16 protein-coding genes are annotated in these 15,824 nt (G+C 65.9%); 7 read left to right on the top strand and 9 right to left on the bottom strand.

All coding sequences use genetic code 11. From position 1 onward, the window contains the following. Positions 1–224: 224 nt before the first annotated feature. The 4 genes from AC27GT_RS06235 to dnaK all read right to left on the bottom strand — a co-directional run bounded on the left by AC27GT_RS06235 (position 225) and on the right by dnaK (position 3,764). A complete protein-coding gene (locus AC27GT_RS06235; protein ID WP_015717900.1) occupies positions 225–461 on the bottom strand; it encodes a chaperone modulator CbpM in 237 nt (78 codons plus the stop codon). Further along, positions 448–1,284 carry a DnaJ C-terminal domain-containing protein gene (locus AC27GT_RS06230; protein WP_015717899.1) on the bottom strand — a complete coding sequence of 279 codons (837 nt, stop codon included), beginning with the start codon at positions 1,282–1,284 and terminating at the stop codon, positions 448–450. Before AC27GT_RS06230 ends, AC27GT_RS06235 begins: the two co-directional genes overlap by 14 nt. Before the next feature lie 3 nt (positions 1,285–1,287). Continuing rightward, complete coding sequence (gene gprE / locus AC27GT_RS06225; RefSeq protein ID WP_015717898.1) at positions 1,288–1,842, bottom strand: nucleotide exchange factor GrpE; 555 nt, start codon at positions 1,840–1,842, stop codon at positions 1,288–1,290. A gap of 62 nt (positions 1,843–1,904) precedes the next feature. Next, a complete protein-coding gene (dnaK, locus tag AC27GT_RS06220; protein WP_487223729.1) occupies positions 1,905–3,764 on the bottom strand; it encodes a molecular chaperone DnaK in 1,860 nt (619 codons plus the stop codon). Between the two features lie 125 nt (positions 3,765–3,889). Here dnaK and ftsH point away from each other — a divergent pair, with 125 nt between their 5' ends. After that, on the top strand, positions 3,890–5,773 hold the full coding sequence (gene ftsH / locus AC27GT_RS06215) for an ATP-dependent zinc metalloprotease FtsH (RefSeq protein ID WP_487223728.1): 1,884 nt from the start codon (positions 3,890–3,892) through the stop codon (positions 5,771–5,773). A 150-nt stretch (positions 5,774–5,923) separates the two neighbouring features. On the opposite strand, the gene AC27GT_RS06210 is transcribed toward ftsH, so the two are convergent. From AC27GT_RS06210 to AC27GT_RS06195, 4 genes are all read right to left on the bottom strand, one after another. Next, entirely contained in the window at positions 5,924–6,217 is a 294-nt protein-coding gene (locus AC27GT_RS06210; RefSeq protein ID WP_038031078.1) for an HU family DNA-binding protein, read from the bottom strand. Positions 6,218–6,339: 122 nt separating this feature from the next. After that, positions 6,340–6,975 (bottom strand): lysophospholipid acyltransferase family protein, encoded by a 636-nt coding sequence (locus tag AC27GT_RS06205; protein WP_038070322.1) that lies wholly within the window; start codon positions 6,973–6,975, stop codon positions 6,340–6,342. 10 nt (positions 6,976–6,985) lie between these two features. Beyond that, the gene (locus AC27GT_RS06200) at positions 6,986–7,663 is read right to left on the bottom strand and encodes an endonuclease V (protein ID WP_487223727.1); all 678 of its coding nucleotides are present in this window, start codon (positions 7,661–7,663) and stop codon (positions 6,986–6,988) included. A gap of 15 nt (positions 7,664–7,678) precedes the next feature. Continuing rightward, complete coding sequence (locus tag AC27GT_RS06195; RefSeq protein WP_487223726.1) at positions 7,679–8,551, bottom strand: SIS domain-containing protein; 873 nt, start codon at positions 8,549–8,551, stop codon at positions 7,679–7,681. A gap of 7 nt (positions 8,552–8,558) precedes the next feature. On the opposite strand from AC27GT_RS06195, the gene AC27GT_RS06190 reads away from it, so the two are divergent. Beyond that, positions 8,559–9,332, top strand: a complete 774-nt coding sequence (locus AC27GT_RS06190; protein ID WP_487223725.1) for a class I mannose-6-phosphate isomerase — start codon at positions 8,559–8,561, stop codon at positions 9,330–9,332. On the opposite strand, the gene AC27GT_RS06185 is transcribed toward AC27GT_RS06190, so the two are convergent. Beyond that, positions 9,319–11,937 carry an AfsR/SARP family transcriptional regulator gene (locus AC27GT_RS06185; protein ID WP_487223724.1) on the bottom strand — a complete coding sequence of 873 codons (2,619 nt, stop codon included), beginning with the start codon at positions 11,935–11,937 and terminating at the stop codon, positions 9,319–9,321. The two genes, AC27GT_RS06190 and AC27GT_RS06185, sit on opposite strands and share 14 nt — an antisense overlap. A 68-nt stretch (positions 11,938–12,005) precedes the next feature. Between AC27GT_RS06185 and aroA the strand changes: the two genes are divergently transcribed. From aroA to tmpR, 5 genes are read left to right on the top strand one after another with little or no spacing between them, the layout of a single operon-like run. Beyond that, on the top strand, positions 12,006–13,331 hold the full coding sequence (gene aroA / locus AC27GT_RS06180) for a 3-phosphoshikimate 1-carboxyvinyltransferase (protein WP_487223723.1): 1,326 nt from the start codon (positions 12,006–12,008) through the stop codon (positions 13,329–13,331). Then, positions 13,316–13,954 (top strand): (d)CMP kinase, encoded by a 639-nt coding sequence (cmk, locus tag AC27GT_RS06175; RefSeq protein WP_487223722.1) that lies wholly within the window; start codon positions 13,316–13,318, stop codon positions 13,952–13,954. Before aroA ends, cmk begins: the two co-directional genes overlap by 16 nt. Before the next feature lie 2 nt (positions 13,955–13,956). Beyond that, positions 13,957–14,730 (top strand): CDP-alcohol phosphatidyltransferase family protein, encoded by a 774-nt coding sequence (locus AC27GT_RS06170; protein ID WP_487223721.1) that lies wholly within the window; start codon positions 13,957–13,959, stop codon positions 14,728–14,730. After that, positions 14,694–15,113 (top strand): NUDIX domain-containing protein, encoded by a 420-nt coding sequence (locus AC27GT_RS06165; RefSeq protein WP_015717886.1) that lies wholly within the window; start codon positions 14,694–14,696, stop codon positions 15,111–15,113. The genes AC27GT_RS06170 and AC27GT_RS06165 overlap by 37 nt, the downstream gene beginning before the upstream one ends. Further along, positions 15,110–15,814: a bifunctional dihydropteridine reductase/dihydrofolate reductase TmpR gene (tmpR, locus tag AC27GT_RS06160; protein WP_487223720.1), complete on the top strand. Its 705-nt coding sequence runs from the start codon at positions 15,110–15,112 to the stop codon at positions 15,812–15,814. The genes AC27GT_RS06165 and tmpR overlap by 4 nt, the downstream gene beginning before the upstream one ends. The last annotated feature ends 10 nt before the right edge of the window (positions 15,815–15,824 follow it).

Raw genomic sequence — 15,824 nt, 5'->3', positions numbered from 1 at the left:
CCCTTTTCTCCCACTGCCCAAATCATATCACTTGACAAAGATCATGTCAAGTAAGCTGCGCAGAACAAATACCCAACCAAAACCTCACGTCCAGGAGAGGTTCGCTAAACGGGGGCGGTGAAAACGCTCTTTGTCTTGATTATAGGGGAAAGGGATGGGAGGGATGTCCCGGCTTTCAGCCTGCCTTGGAGGTGGCTTGGGAAAGCCAAAGCCCCTGGCAGGGCTTAGCGGCGCTCCAGGATCTCCACCACCAAGGCTGCCCCCACCAGGTTGGCCCCCAGGTCGCGGCGGATGCGTTCCGCCTTGGCCATGCGCAGAAGGTCTTCCTCCCGGAAGTACCAGGCACCCCCCACCTCGAGGGGCTCCACGAAGCCGATCTCCACGTAGGCCCGCACCACCCCCAGGGAGAGGCCGTAGTCCGCCAGGGCTTCCAGGGATAGGTAGGAGCTACGCGCGAGCATGGCGCACCTCCTTGAGCTTCCGCCAAAGCTCCTCCTCCTCAGGCGTCAGGTGCTCGGGGATCACCACCCGCACCTCCAGGTAGAGGTCCCCCCGGCCATGGGGTCCGGGAAAGCCCTTCCCCTTAAGCCGGAGCTTTTTGCCCGCCTGGGTTCTGGGGGGGATGGTGACCTCCACGGGGCCTTCTAAGGTGGGGGCCCGCACCTTGCCGCCCACCACGGCGATGGGGGCAGGAACGTCCAGGGTGGCGTAGAGGTCCTGGCCCTCGAGGCGGAAGACCGGGTGGGGCAGAAGGCGCACGGAAAGGAGCAGGTCCCCTGGGGGTTCCCCAGGACCTCCCAGGCCCGCCAGGCGGATGAGGCTTCCCTCCTGCACCCCTGGGGGAATCCTCACGGAAACCCGCCTTCCCCCCACCTCCACTACCCGTTCGCCTCCATGGAAGGCTTCCTCGAGGGTGAGGGGAAGCTCGGCCCTGAGGTCGCGGCCTTTCCTTGGCCTCCTCCGCCCCATGCCCCCGAAGAGCCCGCCGCCGAAGAGCTCCTGGAAGAAGTCGGAGAAGTCCTCCACGTCAAACCCGGAGAAGTCGTACCCCCCAGGGGGCGGGGGTGGGGGAGGAGTGGCGGTGCCGTAGGTGTCGTAGACTTTGCGCTTTTCCGGGTCGGAGAGGACGGCGTAGGCCTCGTTGATCTCCTTGAAGCGCTCCTCGGCCTCGGGGCTTTTGTTCACATCGGGGTGGTACTGGCGGGCCAGGCGCTTGTAGGCCCGCTTGATCTCCTCCTGCGTGGCGTTTCTCGGTACCCCCAGGATGGCGTAGTAGTCCTTCATGGCCTACTCCACGCCCTCTTCTTCGGGGCTTTTCTCCTCGCCCACCGCCACCCGGGCCGGGCGCACCAGGGCCTCCCCCAGGCGGAAGCCCCGCTGGAAGACCTTGGCCACCCGACCCGGCTCCCCGGGAAGGAGGCCGATGGCCTCGTGGTAGCGGGGGTCAAAGGCCTCCCCCTCCCCGGGCACCTCCTCGATCCCAAGCCCCGCCAGGATGCGGAAGAAGCCTTCCCGCACCGCCTTAACCCCTTTGAGGATGCTGTCCGGGTTGGCCTCGGCGAACTCCAAGGCCCGCTCCAGGTCGTCCAGAACGGGGAGAAGGGCCCTGACCGCCCTGAGGATCCCTTCCCGTTCCCTAAGCCTAAGCTCCTCCTCCATGCGCTTGCGGTAGTTGTCAAAGTCGGCAAGGAGGCGCACGTACCGATCCTTCAGGGCTCGGAGCTCCTCCTCCAGGGCCAGGAGGCGTTGTTCCAGGGCCAGGGCCTCCTCGCCCACCGCCTTAAGGTCTTGCTCCACCTGGGCGGCCTGCTCCGGTTGGGTTTCCTCACGTTCCTTCTCCATGCTTCCTCCAAGAGGGGGTAAGGGGAAGCCCCTGCCCCGGCAGGGGCCAGGGCAGGGGGGCTTTAGTCGGCGGGCTTGTAGTCGGCGTCGATCACGTCGTCAGGGCCACGGCTGGATGCCCCGGTGGTCCCGGCGGTGGCGGCCTTCTCGTAGGCCTCCACTGCCTTCAGAAGCTCCTCCGTGGCGGTCTTCAGCTCGAGGTCGGAGGCATCCTTCTCCGAAAGCTCCTTGGCCCTGGCGATGGCCGCCTCGAGGCGCGCCTTGGCCTCGGGGGTGCTTTGCTTCTCCTGGAGGATCCTCTCCGCCTGGACGCGGGTGGAGTCCAGGGTGTTCTTGAGCTCGGCGTGCTCCCGGCGGCGCCGGTCTTCCTCCGCATGGCGCTGGGCCTCCTCGATCATCCGCTTTATCTCCTCCTCGGAGAGGGTGGTGGTGTTCTGGATGGTGATGGAGGCCTCCTTGCCCGTGGACTTCTCCTTGGCGGTCACGTGGAGGATGCCGTTGGCGTCGATGTCAAAGCAGACCTCGATCTGGGGAACCCCGGCGGGCATGGGGGGGATACCCTCGAGGCGGAACCGGCCCAGGCTCTTGTTGTCCGCGGCCATGGGGCGCTCGCCCTGGAGGACGTGGATCTCCACCGCGGTCTGGTTGTGCTCGGCGGTGGTGAAGATCTCACACTTGCGGGTGGGGATGGTGGTGTTCCTGGGGATGAGCACGGTCATCACCCCGCCCTTGGTCTCCACGCCCAGGGAGAGGGGAGTGACGTCCAGGAGTACCACATCCCGCACCTCTCCCATAAGAACCCCCGCCTGGATGGCCGCGCCCATGGCCACCACCTCGTCGGGGTTCACGGAGCGGTTGGGCTCCTTGCCCAAGAGTTCCTTCACCACCCTCTGCACCGCGGGCACCCGGGTGGCCCCGCCCACCAGGATCACCTCGTCGATCTGGGCCGGGGTCAGGCCGGCGTCCTTCAGGGCCTGCTCCACCGGGCCCCTGAGGCGCTTCAGGAGGGGCTCGATGAGCTCCTCAAACTTGGCCCGGGTAAGCTTCTTCTCCAGGTGCAAGGGGGTCTTGCTGGCGGGATCCAGGGCGATGAAGGGCAGGCTGATGGTGGTCTCCACGGTGCTGGAAAGCTCGATCTTGGCCTTCTCCGCCGCCTCGATGAGGCGCTGGAGGGCCTGGCGGTCCGCCTTGAGGTCCACCCCGTACTCCCGCTTGAACTCCTCGGCCAGCCAGTTCACGATGGCGTGGTCCATGTCGCTGCCGCCCAGGTGGGTGTCCCCGGAGGTGGACTTCACCTCAAAGACCCCCTCGCCGATCTCCAGCACCGTCACGTCAAAGGTGCCGCCCCCCAGGTCGAAGACCAAGACGGTTTCGTTTCCCTTCTTGTCCAGGCCGTAGGCCAAAGCGGCAGCGGTGGGCTCGTTGATGATGCGCAAGACCTCGAGGCCCGCAATCCGCCCGGCGTTGGCCGTGGCCTCCCGCTGGGCGTTGTTGAAGTAGGCGGGCACGGTGATCACCGCTTTGGTGATCTTCTCCCCGAGCTTCTTGGAGGCGTCCTCCACCAGCTTGCGGAGGACCATGGCGCTGATCTCCTCGGGGGTGTAGAGCTTGCCCTTGATCTCCACCCGCACCCCGCCATCGGGCCCGGGGACCACCTTGTAGGGGACCCGCTTGGCCTCCTCCTGGACCTCCTCCCAGCGGCGGCCGATAAACCGCTTGATCTCAAAGACGGTGCCCTCGGGGTTCAGGACCGCCTGGCGCTTGGCCATGCGGCCCACCAGGGTTTCGCCATCCCGGAAGGCCACCACGCTGGGGGTGGTCCTTTCGCCCTCCGCGTTCTCCAAGACCACGGGCTTACCGCCCTCCATGATGGCGATCACGCTGTTGGTGGTGCCCAGGTCAATGCCCACTGCCTTAGCCATAGCTACACCTCTCATTTCAAGCATAGACCATGCCACATAGATAAGTCAAGAGACTTGAGCATGCTCATATCATGGTGCCCTGGGCTACCCGGATTTCCCCGGGGGCGTGTACCCTAAGAGAAGACATGTCCCGGCTTCCCTTGAACTTCTTGGTCTTCGTGTTGGGCCTGCTCCTTTTGGCCTGGGCCTTCAGCCTAGCGGGCACGGCGGGGAACCCCGGGGGTGGGGTGAACTACACCACCTTCCTGGAGGACCTGCAGGCGGGCCGGGTGAAGGAGGTGGTGGTGCGGGCCGGGGATACCCGCATCCAGGGTACCCTCACCGATGGCTCCACCTTCACCACCTACGCCGCCAGCCCCCCGGACAACCAGACCCTCGAGGCCTGGATGCGCAAGGGGGTCAACGTGCGGGTGGAGCCCCCCCAGGGCCAAAGCCCTTTGGGCTTCCTGTGGCCCCTTCTCCTGGTGGGCCTTTTGGTGGGCGCCCTCTTCTACTTTTCCCGCAGCGGGCGCGCCGGGCCCTCGGACTCCGCCTTCAGCTTCACCAAGAGCCGGGCCAAGGTACTCACCGAGGCCCCCAAGGTGACCTTCAAGGACGTGGCCGGGGCCGAGGAGGCCAAGGAGGAACTCAAGGAGATTGTGGAGTTCCTGAAGAACCCCGCCCGCTTCCACGAGATGGGGGCCAGGATTCCCAAGGGGGTCCTGCTGGTGGGCCCCCCTGGGGTGGGGAAGACCCACATCGCCCGGGCGGTGGCCGGGGAGGCCAAGGTGCCCTTCATCACCGCAAGCGGTTCCGACTTCGTGGAGATGTTCGTGGGGGTGGGGGCGGCCAGGGTCAGGGACCTCTTTGAAACCGCCAAGCGCCACGCCCCCTGCATCGTATTCATCGACGAGATCGACGCCGTGGGCCGCAGGCGCGGGGCAGGGGTTGGGGGTGGCAACGACGAACGGGAACAGACTCTGAACCAGCTTCTGGTGGAGATGGACGGGTTTGAAAAGGACTCCACCATCATCGTCATGGCCGCCACCAACCGGCCCGATGTCCTGGACCCGGCCCTTCTGCGCCCGGGGCGCTTTGACCGCCAGGTGGCCATAGATGCCCCTGACGTGAGGGGCAGGGAGCAGATCCTCCGCATCCACGCCCGGGGTAAGCCCCTGGCGGAGGATGTGGACCTGGCCCTTTTGGCCAAGCGCACCCCGGGCTTCGTGGGCGCGGACCTGGAGAACCTCTTGAACGAGGCAGCCCTCCTGGCGGCCCGGGAAGGCCGGAAGAAGATCACCATGAAGGACCTCGAGGAGGCCGCCGACCGGGTGATGATGGGGCCGGCCAAGAAGAGCCTGGTCCTCACCCCCCGCGACCGCAAGATCACCGCCTACCATGAGGCGGGGCATGCCCTGGCCGCCCACTTCCTGGAGCACGCCGATGGGGTGCACAAGGTGACCATCGTGCCCAGGGGCCGGGCTTTGGGCTTCATGATGCCCAGGCGGGAGGATATGCTCCACTGGAGCCGAAACCGCCTCCTGGACCAGATCGCCGTGGCCTTGGCTGGGCGGGCGGCGGAGGAGCTCATCTTTGAGGACGTGACCACGGGGGCAGAAAACGACTTCCGCCAGGCCACGGAGCTGGCCCGGCGCATGATCACCGAGTGGGGCATGCACCCTGAGTTCGGGCCGGTGGCCTACGCCGTGCGGGAGGATACCTACCTGGGCGGGTACGACGTGCGCCAGTACTCTGAGGAAACCGCCAAGCGCATCGACGAGGCGGTGCGCCGCCTCATCGAGGAGCAGTACCAGCGGGTGAAGCACCTTCTTCAGGAGAAGCGGGAGATCCTGGAGCGGGTGGCGGAAACCCTCTTGGAACGGGAAACCCTCACCGCCGAGGAGTTCCAGAAGGTGGTGGAGGGCCTGCCCCTGGAGGAGGAGGAAAGCACCCCCCAGGAGCGCCCGGAAAAGGAAACCCCCCGGGTGGTGCCCAAGGTCAAACCAGGGGGAGCCCTGGGTGGAGCTTGATACCCACTCGCCTCGGCGAAAGCCCAGGTGGGGACCCCGGAAAATCCTTGCCCCCACGGTGTTCTGGGATACCTAGGGGCACGGCAGAGAGTGAGGGTAGGAGGCGAAATAAACCCGGGGGGCTTTAGCCCCCCGGGGGAAGGGAATACCTTACTTCTTGACCTTTTCCTTGAGGGCCTTGCCCGGCTTGAAGGCGGGATACTGGGTGGCGGGGATCTTGATCTTCTCCTTGGTGCCGGGCTTCACGCCGGTGCGGGCCTTGCGCTTGCGCACCTCAAAGGTGCCGAAGCCGGTGAGCTGGACCTTGTTCCCCCCCGAGAGGGCCTCTTCCACCTTGGAGAGGAACGCATCCACCGCCGCCTTCACGTCCTTCTTCTTGAGGCCCGTGGCGGCAGCCACCTGATCCACCAGATCCGCTTTGGTGACCGTTTTCTTTGCTGCCATTCTTCACCTCCTTCCTCTTTTCCCTTCCGCAAGGACTATAGCACGCCTGAATGCAACCACGCAATACTCTGACCTATTTGTATACCTGTGTATAGCAATGTGTGATAACGGAAGTATTGGCTCTAGCGGTACTGGGGTGGCAGGAGTTCCCGTACCCGGGCCTCTATCTCCCGGGTCAGGCTTTCCAGCTCCTGGTGGGTAAAGCGGGAGAGCCTCGGAACGGGTATAGGTTTGCCGTAGATCACCCGGATGGCCTTGCGCAGACGGAAGAGCTTTCGGCCCACGGGCCAGGCCTGGTCGGTGCCCACCACGGCCACGGGTACCACCGGGCTTCCGGTGCGCAGGGCGATGGCTGCCACCCCGGTCTTGAAGGGCTGGAGCTTGCCCGTGCGGCTTCGGGTGCCTTCCGGGAAGATGCCGAAGGCCATGCCCCGTTCCAGGGCGCGGATGGCGCCCTTGATGGCGGAAAGGTCGCTTTGCCCACGCTCCACGGGGATGGCGTAGAGCCGGGGCAAAAGCCAGGAGAGGAAGGGCAGGCGGAAGACGTCGGCCCGGGCCAGGAAGCTCACGGGACGTCGCACCCCGGCCCCCACGGCGATGGGATCCAGGATGGAAAGGTGGTTGGCCGCCAGGATCACAGGACCTTCCCGGGGAATGTTTTCCGCTCCCTCCACCCGGTAGCCGAAAAGAAGGTGCAGGAGAAACCGGGCCAGATACCAGGCGGCCCGGTAGACGGGATTCGGCCGGTGTGCCTCCACGGGTTCCAGTTTACGGGTCCAGCCGGCGGAGGGCCTTGCCCGCCTCGAGGTGGGCCAGGCGCAAGGGTTCCGGCAGGCGGAAGCGGGTGGGAAGATGCTTCACGAAGGCCAAGGCTTCCTCCAGGCCCACCCGGTGCCCCGGGGAGATGAAAAGGGGCTTGACCCCCTTTCGGCTGCGGTAGGCGTAGCCCAGGGGGCGGCCTTCCGGGGAGAGAATCCTTACCGCACTTCCCGCCTCCAGGGGCAAGGGAGCCTCGAGGCGACCGTAGAGCAAACTCTTGGCCACCCCGATGCTGGGGAGGTCCAGGTGCACCCCCAGGTGGCTGGCGATGCCCAGGCCTCGGGGATGGGCGATGCCTTGGCCATCCACCAAAAGGGCCTCGGGTGGCTCGGGAAGCGCCTCTAAAGCCTGGAGATAGGCAGGAGCCTCGCGGAAGGAGAGGAAGCCGGGGATGTAGGGGAAAAGGGCTTCCTCGGGCACCACCCCCACCCCCACGGCCAGGGGGCCCTTCTCCAGGTGGTAAAGCACCGCCACCGCCACCAGGGGCTTCCCCCTTTTATGGGAGGCGTCCAGGGCGGCGATCCGCTTGACGCCTTTAAGGCTTCCCTCCAGGATCACCCTTGCCGTCAGGCTCCTCTGCAGGGCCATGGCCGTTTGGAGGTCCTCCGGCTTGGGGAAGGGCGTCATGGGCTTTCCGGGGGGTTAGGTGGCCTCCCGCAGGCGCTCCAGCACCTCGGGGTCGGAGGGATCCACCCCGTAGAGGAGGGCCAGGTAGTAGGCGGTCCAGGCCAACCGGTACCAGAGGGCCAGGGCCTGGGCCAGGCGGCTTCCCGCGGGAGCGGGCACCTCGGCGATGGCGTCCACCCGGGTTTCCAGGATTTCCTTGGCCAGACGTACCGCTTCCCCTTCTCCCAAAAGGAGGGCGGCCAGGGGGTCTCCCTGCTCGTGGCGGGCCTCGAGGCCCGTGAGGAAAAACTCTAGGGCGCTATCGGGTGGGGTGAGGGCCAGGCTTTTCCCGATGCGGGCAAAAAGGCTTTGCGCCGCTTCCTCCAAGGGGCGGAAAAAGGGAGCGTAGAGGAGGGGGATTCGCTCCACCAGGGTGTAGGCCAGGAACTTGGCGGGGTTCTCCTCGAGGGGGATTTCCGGGGTGAGGCGTTTTCGTTCCTCCAGCAAAGCCCTGTCCACCTCCGAGAGGGCTTCCTCCTGTCCTGTGGCCAGAAGGAGGAAGCGCAGGTAGCGGTAAGGGTTCAGGGGGCTAGGGGACAGGTAGACCTCCACCCCGGGGCGGAGGCCCACCTTGACCACCTGCACCCGCTCCGTTTCTGCCAGAAGGGAAAGGGCAGCGGCCTCTCCCAGGTCGTACCCTCCTTCCAGCACGAACAGGGTTCCCTCCTCCGTCCAGTCGGGGAGGCCGGACAGCCGGGCGGCGAAGTGACCCTCCCCATAGCCCAAGGCGGCGTGGGGTGCGGGGTAGGACCTGGTGGGCACGGGTCCCGTGCCTACCAGGTCGCGAAGCTCCAGGGCCAGGCCCCGGCGGTCCGAGAGATAGGTTTCCTCGCGGTCCAGGTCGCGCATACCCCTTATGCTAACCCTCGTGAGGCTTTTCCGTCCCAAGCCGGTGCGGCGTCCCTGGGGGGGAGGTGGCCTGGGGTTCGGCCCAGGGGTGGGAGAGGTGTGGCTTTCGGAGGAGCCCCTCCTGGTGAAGGTCCTGGACCCAGCGGAATGGCTTTCCGTGCAGGTACACCCACCCCATGCCTATGCCCTAGAGAAGGAAGGGAGGCCCGGCAAATACGAGGCCTGGTACGTGCTCACCCCGGGGGAGGTGGTTTACGGCTTCTCCCGGCGGGTGGGCCTCGAGGAGCTTAGGGATGCGGTGGCCAGCGGGAACCTGGACCCTATCCTGAACCGGATTCCCGTGGCCCCGGGCCAGGTGCTCTACCTGCCCGCCGGGGTGGTGCATGCCTTGGGCCCGGGGGTGAGGGTCTACGAGGTGCAGACGCCCTCGGACCTCACCTACCGGCTTTACGATTACGGCCGCCCCCGGGAGCTACATCTGGACAAGGCCCTCGAGGTGGCCATTCTGGAGCCCATCCCGTTACCCCCAGTCCGGCCCGAGCCAGTGGAAGGGGGAGAGTGCCTCCTCAAGACGCCCTATTTTCACCTCTATCGCTATCCCTTGCGGGGGGTCCTTCATCTTAAGCCCCAGGCTCCCCTTCTCCTCACCCTCCTGGAGGGCGAGGCCCAGGTGGAGGGCACTTCCTTGGCCCCCCCGGCCACCTTCCTTCTGGAGCCGGGGGAAGGGATCCGGGTGGAAGGGGAGGGGTTTTTCCTCGGGGCGAGCCCTACAGGGTCCTGAAAAGGGCTTCCACCCTGGGGGAGGGTCGTTCCCCCAGCTCTTCCCAAAGCCTTTTCCGGTAATGCTCCAAAAGCTTTCGAGCCCGGGCCCGTTGCCCCTGGGATAGGCAGGATTCCACCAGGGGGATGAGGGCTTCCTCGTCCAGGGGGTCCAGCTCCAGGAGGCGCTCCAGGAAGCGGGGTTCCCTCCTCTTCAGGAAAAGAGTCCGCACCCGGTGGAAGACCTCCTCCCGCTTGCGGTCCAGATGGGGGTGGTCCAGGCCAGGGAACAGGGGTTCATGGTAAAGGCGAAGGACTTCTTCCGCATCCTCCTGCACAAGGGCTTCTTCCAGAGCCTCCAGGTCGGAGGTTACCCGTGCCAACCCCTCCTCCCCCAGGTAGGTGGGAACCCCCCAGGGCTCCAGGAGCTTCCGGATGCGGGCAAGCCACACGTAGAGGTTGTTGAGGGCAGCCTCCTCGGAGAGGTCCGGCCAAAGGGCAAAGGCCACCTCCTCCCGGGGAAGGCCGAGAAGCAAGAGGGCGAAGACCTCCTTGGCCTTGCCCCTCAGCTCCACAGGCCCCAGGGGGTTTTCCACATGGAAACGCCCCACCACCTGGACCTTCAAGGGAGGTATCTCCGGAAGCCTCAGGGCGATGGCTTCCTTCCAGCCCAGGCGCAGGACCTCCAAAAGGGGATAGGCCCGGGCAAGCTCGGGCCGCTTACGGGGCAGGGTTTCCAGGGGAAGGAGGCCGGGGAGGATCCCTTCCCTGGCATCGGTGAGGGCGAGGAGGGCTTCCAAATCCCCTTCTTCCCGTAGGAGGCGGTAGCGGGCGGCGTGCCATAGAAGCCTTTCCTCCCGGCTTTCGGGGTAGGGGGGAAGGAGGCCTGGGTCTTTTTGCAGGAGGGCCCGGGTGAGGCTTGGGAACAAGCCGGAAAGCCCCTCGAGGATCCCTGGGTCCTTCTTCAGCTCCGCCAGAAGGGCCCGTCCCCTTTCCACCAGGTAGGGGGTTTCCCAAAGCTCCGCCTGGGCCACGTGGCGGGTAAGGGCCTCGGCATCCTCTTCCAGGTGGGCGAGGAGCATCTTGGCCTCGAGGGAATCCAGGGGGCTTCCGGGGGCTTGGGCGGCCCTTTCCAGGTAGGTGCGGGCCTTCTCCCTTTGCCCCAGAAGGAGGTGGAGCCAGCCCAGGTCCCGGAGGTGCCCCGGGATGTTCTGGGGCATGTGCCCCTCCATGAGCCTTAAGGCTTCCTCCAGGGCCTGGATCCTTTCCCCGAGGCTACCCCGAAGCTCAAAGCGAAGCAGGGCCAGGTTGACAAGGGGGGCGATGCGGTAGGGGCTTTCCGGGGGGAGGTACCTGAGGGCTTTCTCCAGGAGGCGGGCGGCCTCCTCCAGCTTGCCCTCGGCAAAGGGCACCTGGGCCACGTCGTTCAGGAAGCGGCCAGCCAGTTCCGGCTTCACCCTTGGAACCAGCTCCAGACCTTTTTCCAGGTAGGCCCGGGCCCGGGAAAGATCCTTCCCCAAAAGGGTTTCGGAAAAGTAGTAGGCCAGGTGCCCTAAGGCAGTGAGGGCAAGAGCCGGGTCCTTATCCGCCTCGGATTCCGCCAGCTTTTCCAGAAGGGATAGCCCTTCCTTCCTCCCGCACTGGGCCAAAGCCTCCCCGAGCCGCAGATGGGCCCTGGGGCCCCCGCGGCGCAGGAGGTTTTCCCACTCCAGAAGCCTTTCTGCGGGGATGGGGAGGGTGATGGGGCGCTCCAGCAGGTCCAAAAGTTCCCCCTCGAGGCCCGCTTCCCAGTAAGCCTCGGCCAGAAGAAGAGGGGGAAGGCGGGTGGCACTTTGGCGTACGGCCTCCTGCACTTCCCTGCGCAGGCTACGCTTGGCCATCTCCTTCAGGAGGGGATGAAGGGCGTAGCCCTCAGATAGGCGCCTTAGAAGCCCTTTTTGGAACAGGTTTTCCGTTTCCGGCCGGGCAAGGGCAAGGGGCAGATGAGGCAAAGCAGCCAAGAGAAGGCCTTCTTGGAACTCCTCCGGGGATAGGCTCTCCTTCAGGCCCTGGATGAGGGCCATGGGCTCGGGAGGGCTTCCCGTGAGGGCGGAGAGGAAAAGGGGAAGGGGCCAGCCCCCCGTGGCCCGGTGGGCTTCCTCATACCCCTCCTTGCCGGCGAAGAGGAGCCTGGCTTCCTCGAGGGTGAAGGCCAGGTCCACCGCCTTCAGGTGCACGAGCCTTCCCTCTGCCAGGAGCTTGGGAAGCTCGGGGTAGGGGAGGGGTTTTCGGCTGGCCAGCACCAGGAGGCAGGGGAGGGTGCGGAGGAGGGGGGAGAGATCCTCCGTCCCCGTCAGGTCCTCCAGGACGACCAGGGTGGGTTCAGCCCGAAGGGCCTCCACCACCCCTCCCCAGGGCACCTCCTGGGGCAGGTCCAGGGCCTTGGCGAGAAGGCTGCGGGGCTCGCCCAGAAGGCTGCTGGCCCAGAGGGTGCGAAGGCCCAGTTGGGCGGCAAGCTGTCCGGCCAGGACGCTTTTTCCGAAGCCAGCTGGGGCCTCGAGGTGGATGGCAAAGCCCGGTTCTTCGGGTAGCCGTTCCAGGAGCCTTTTCCGTTCCAGATAAACCGGGCTTTGCCACGCCAGGGCCATGCTTGTGTACCATTTTAAGGGCTGGCCGCCCTTGACCAAAGCCCCCCGCTCCCCCGAGACTGGGGGGCATGGACCGGCCTTACCTGGACCTAGGCCCTTGCGGCCCCTTGCGGGGGGTGCTGCGCGTTCCCGGGGACAAGTCCGTTACCCACCGGGGGCTCATGCTCCTGGCCTTAAGCGAGGGGGAGGGCAGGCTCTTCTATCCCCTAAAGGCTGGGGATACCCTTTCCACCGCCCGGGTCCTGAGGGCCTTGGGAGCGGAGATCCTCGAGGAAAAGGGCCCCAAAGGGGCTAGGTTGGCTAGGGAGGAGGGCCCCCACTTCCGGGTGCGGGGGCAGGGGCTGCGCTTGAAGGAGCCCGAGGATGTGCTGGACTGCGGCAACGCCGGGACCCTGATGCGCCTCATCCTGGGCATCCTTGCGGGGCAGGAGGGGCTTTTTGCGGTCCTTACGGGGGACGCTTCCCTGCGCCGCCGTCCCATGGGCCGGGTGGTGGAGCCCCTAAGGGCCATGGGGGCTTCCATAGATGGGAGGGAAGGGGGTAAGAAGGCTCCCCTGGCGGTGCGGGGCAGGGGCTTAAAGGGAGTTTCCTACACCCTTCCCGTGCCCAGCGCCCAGGTGAAAAGCGCCCTTCTCCTGGCCGGGCTTTTTGCCGAGGGCGTCACGGAGGTGGTGGAGCCTGTTCCCACCCGGGACCACACGGAAAGGCTTTTCCGTCACTTCGGGCTTCCCTTGGAAGCCGAGGGCCCGCGCATCCGCACCCGCAGGGCCGAGCCCTTCCCTGCCAGGGACCTCACCGTGCCCGGGGATTTCTCCTCTGCCGCCTTTTTCCTGGTGGCAGCTCTCCTCACCCCGGGTTCCGAGGTCACCGTGGAGGGCGTGGGCTTGAACCCCACCCGCACTGGCCTTCTCAAGGTGCTCCGGGAGATGGGGGCGGATCTGGAGTGGCAGGTGGTGGAAGGGGAGGCGGGGGAGCCCGTGGGTTGGATACGGGCTCGCTATAGCCCCCTAAAGGGGGTTTCCGTGGACCCAGGGTTGATTCCCCTCATGGTGGACGAGGTGCCCGTCCTGGCCGCCGCCGCCGCCTGGGCGGAGGGGGAGACCTATATTCCAGGTCTTTCCGAGCTAAGGGTGAAGGAGTCGGACCGCGTCGCCGCCATCGCCCATAACCTCAGGGCTTTGGGGGTGGGGGTGGAGGAGGGGCCGGACTGGCTTAGGATCCAAGGCGGTGGGGTGAAGCCGGGGGAGGTGGAACCCTTCCACGACCACCGCATCGCCATGGCCTTTGCCGTGGCGGCGCTTCCCGTGGGGGTTAGGGTTTGGGAGCCCCATTGGGCGGAGATCTCCTACCCTGGGTTCTTCCAGGACCTGAAGCGGCTATGCGGGGCATCGTGACCATTGACGGACCTTCCGCCTCGGGAAAAAGCTCCGTGGCCAAGAAGGTGGCGGAGGCCTTGGGGGTACCCTACCTGAGTAGCGGCCTCCTCTACCGCGCCGCCGCCTACCTGGCCCGGAGGGTGGGGGTGGACCCCGGGGATGAGCCGGGTATCCTGGCTCTTTTGGAAACTTACCGGGTGCGTTTGCTCCCCGAGGCTCGGGGCAACCGGGTGGTGGTCGAGAAGGCTTCCACCTTGGAGGACCTGACCCCTTACCTCCACACCCCGGAGGTGGATCGCGTGGTTTCCCAGGTGGCGCGCCATCCTGGGGTGCGGGCCTGGGTGAACGAGAGGCTTAGGGAAGTGCCGCCTCCCTTCGTGGCCGAGGGGCGGGACATGGGGACGGCGGTCTTTCCCCAGGCGCCCCACAAGTTCTACCTCACGGCCACGCCGGAGGTGCGGGCCAGGCGGCGCACCCTGGAGCGGCCACAGGATTACCAGGAGGTGCTGCAGGAGCTGATCCGGCGGGACGAGCTGGACCGGGCCCAAAGCGCCCCTGCTCCCGAAGCCATCGTGATCGATACCAGCGGGATGACCCTCGAGGAGGTGGTGGCCCGGGTGCTCTCCCACATCCAGGACTGACCATGGTGCCGGGAGCCAAGGAAAGGCCGGTACAGGAGTTCCTTAACGTCCTTCTCTTCCGCCCCTTGGCCCACCTGGTGGTCCTCTTGCTGTACCGCACCCGCGTTAGGCCTCACCACCTGGTCCTCTTCCACACGCTCTTGGTCCTGCTCGCCGCCAGGTTGATCCATCTGGGCCAGGATGTGCCCGCAGCCTTTCTTCTCCAGCTAAAAACCGTTTTGGACAACGCCGATGGCCAGCTGGCGCGCCTAAAGGGGGAGGTCACGGAGCACGGGCGGTACCTGGACACGGAGCTGGATCTTTTGGGGAACTTCTTCCTCTTCCTGGCCCTGGGGGCGCGCACCGGGGCCTGGGAGCTGGCCTTTGCAGCCTTCTTGGTTTTCACCGTGGTCCAGTCCTACGACTTCAACCTGGAGAGGCTTTACCGGGAAGCCCGGGGTCTTCCCCTGCCCACTGAGGACCGGGATCCCCCCACTCTGCTTCTCGCCTTCCTGCGGGGGGTGTACCGCTTCCTCTTCCTCCCCCAGGACCGGGGCATAAGGGCCCTGGAGGGCTTTGTGCTTCGGCGTTTTCGCCTTGTTCCCGAGCGCTTCTGGGACGAATGGGCTTTGGCGGGGGTGGTGAACCTGGGCCTCACCACCCAGTTTTTCTTCCTGGGGGTCTTTTTGCTTTTCCAAAGCCCTGAGGCCTACCTCACCTTCGTGCTCCTTCAGGCCCTGTATCTTGTCCTTTGGTATCTATGGAGAATCCTCCGCGCCATCCCATCCCCACGGTAGGGGCCCTGGTGGAACAGGGGGGCCGGGTGCTTCTCGTGCGCACCCCGAAGTGGCGGGGGCTATGGGGGGTGCCCGGGGGAAAGGTGGAGTGGGGGGAAAGCCTCGAGGAGGCCTTAAGGCGGGAGTTCCGGGAGGAGGTGGGCCTTGACCTTAGGGAGGCGCGCTTCGCCCTGGTGCAGGAGGCCATCTTCAGCCCGGAGTTCTACAAGCCCACCCACATGCTCCTCTTCAACTACTTTGCCCAAGGGGAAGGGGAGGTGCGGCCGGGCGAGGAGATTCTGGAGTGGGCCTGGGTAAGGCCGGAAGAGGGCTTTTCCTTTCCGCTGAATAGCTTCACCCGGGTTTTGCTGGAAACCTACTTGGTGGTAAAAGGGGGGAGATGAGGGTTGCCTTGGTTACGGGAAGCGCCAAGGGCATTGGCCGGGCCATCCTCCTGGCCCTGGCCAAGGAGGGTTTTCACGTGGCGGTGCACTACCGCACCTCGGAGGGCCTGGCGGAGGCCACCCGCCTCGAGGCGGAGGCCCTGGGAGTTAAGGCCATCAAGGTGCGGGCTGACCTCACCCGGGAGGAGGAGGCCTTGGCCCTGGTGGAGGAGGTGCGCTACCACCTGGGGGGGATTGGCGTTTTGGTGAACAACGTGGGGGATTACCTCTATAAGCCCATAGAGGAGGTTTCCCTGGAGGAGTGGCGGTGGATCCTGGACTCCAACCTCACCAGCACCTTCCTCCTCACCCAGAAGGTCCTTCCCCTCATGGTGGCCCAGGGGTATGGGCGCATCGTGAACCTGGGCTACGCCGGGGCCCAGAACCTCCTCGCCCGGACCCACATCACCCCCTACGCCATCGCCAAGACCGGGGTGATCCTCTACACCAAGGCCATCGCCAAGCGGTTTGCCCAGGCGGGGATCACCGCCAACGTGGTGGCCCCGGGGGTGGCGGAGAACTCCGTGTCCAAACCCCTTCAGGAGATCCCCATGGCCCGTCTGGCCCTGCTCGAGGAGATCGCCCGGGCGGTGCTCTTCTTCGTGCGGGAGCCCTACGTGACCGGGCAGGTCCTCGAGGTGGCGGGGGGGTGGAACCTCTAGGGCTACCCCA

Source organism: Thermus sp. KWY1 (assembly GCF_057547025.1).
Note: the sequence above shows the minus strand (reverse complement) of the source record. Positions and strands in the feature narration are given on the sequence as shown.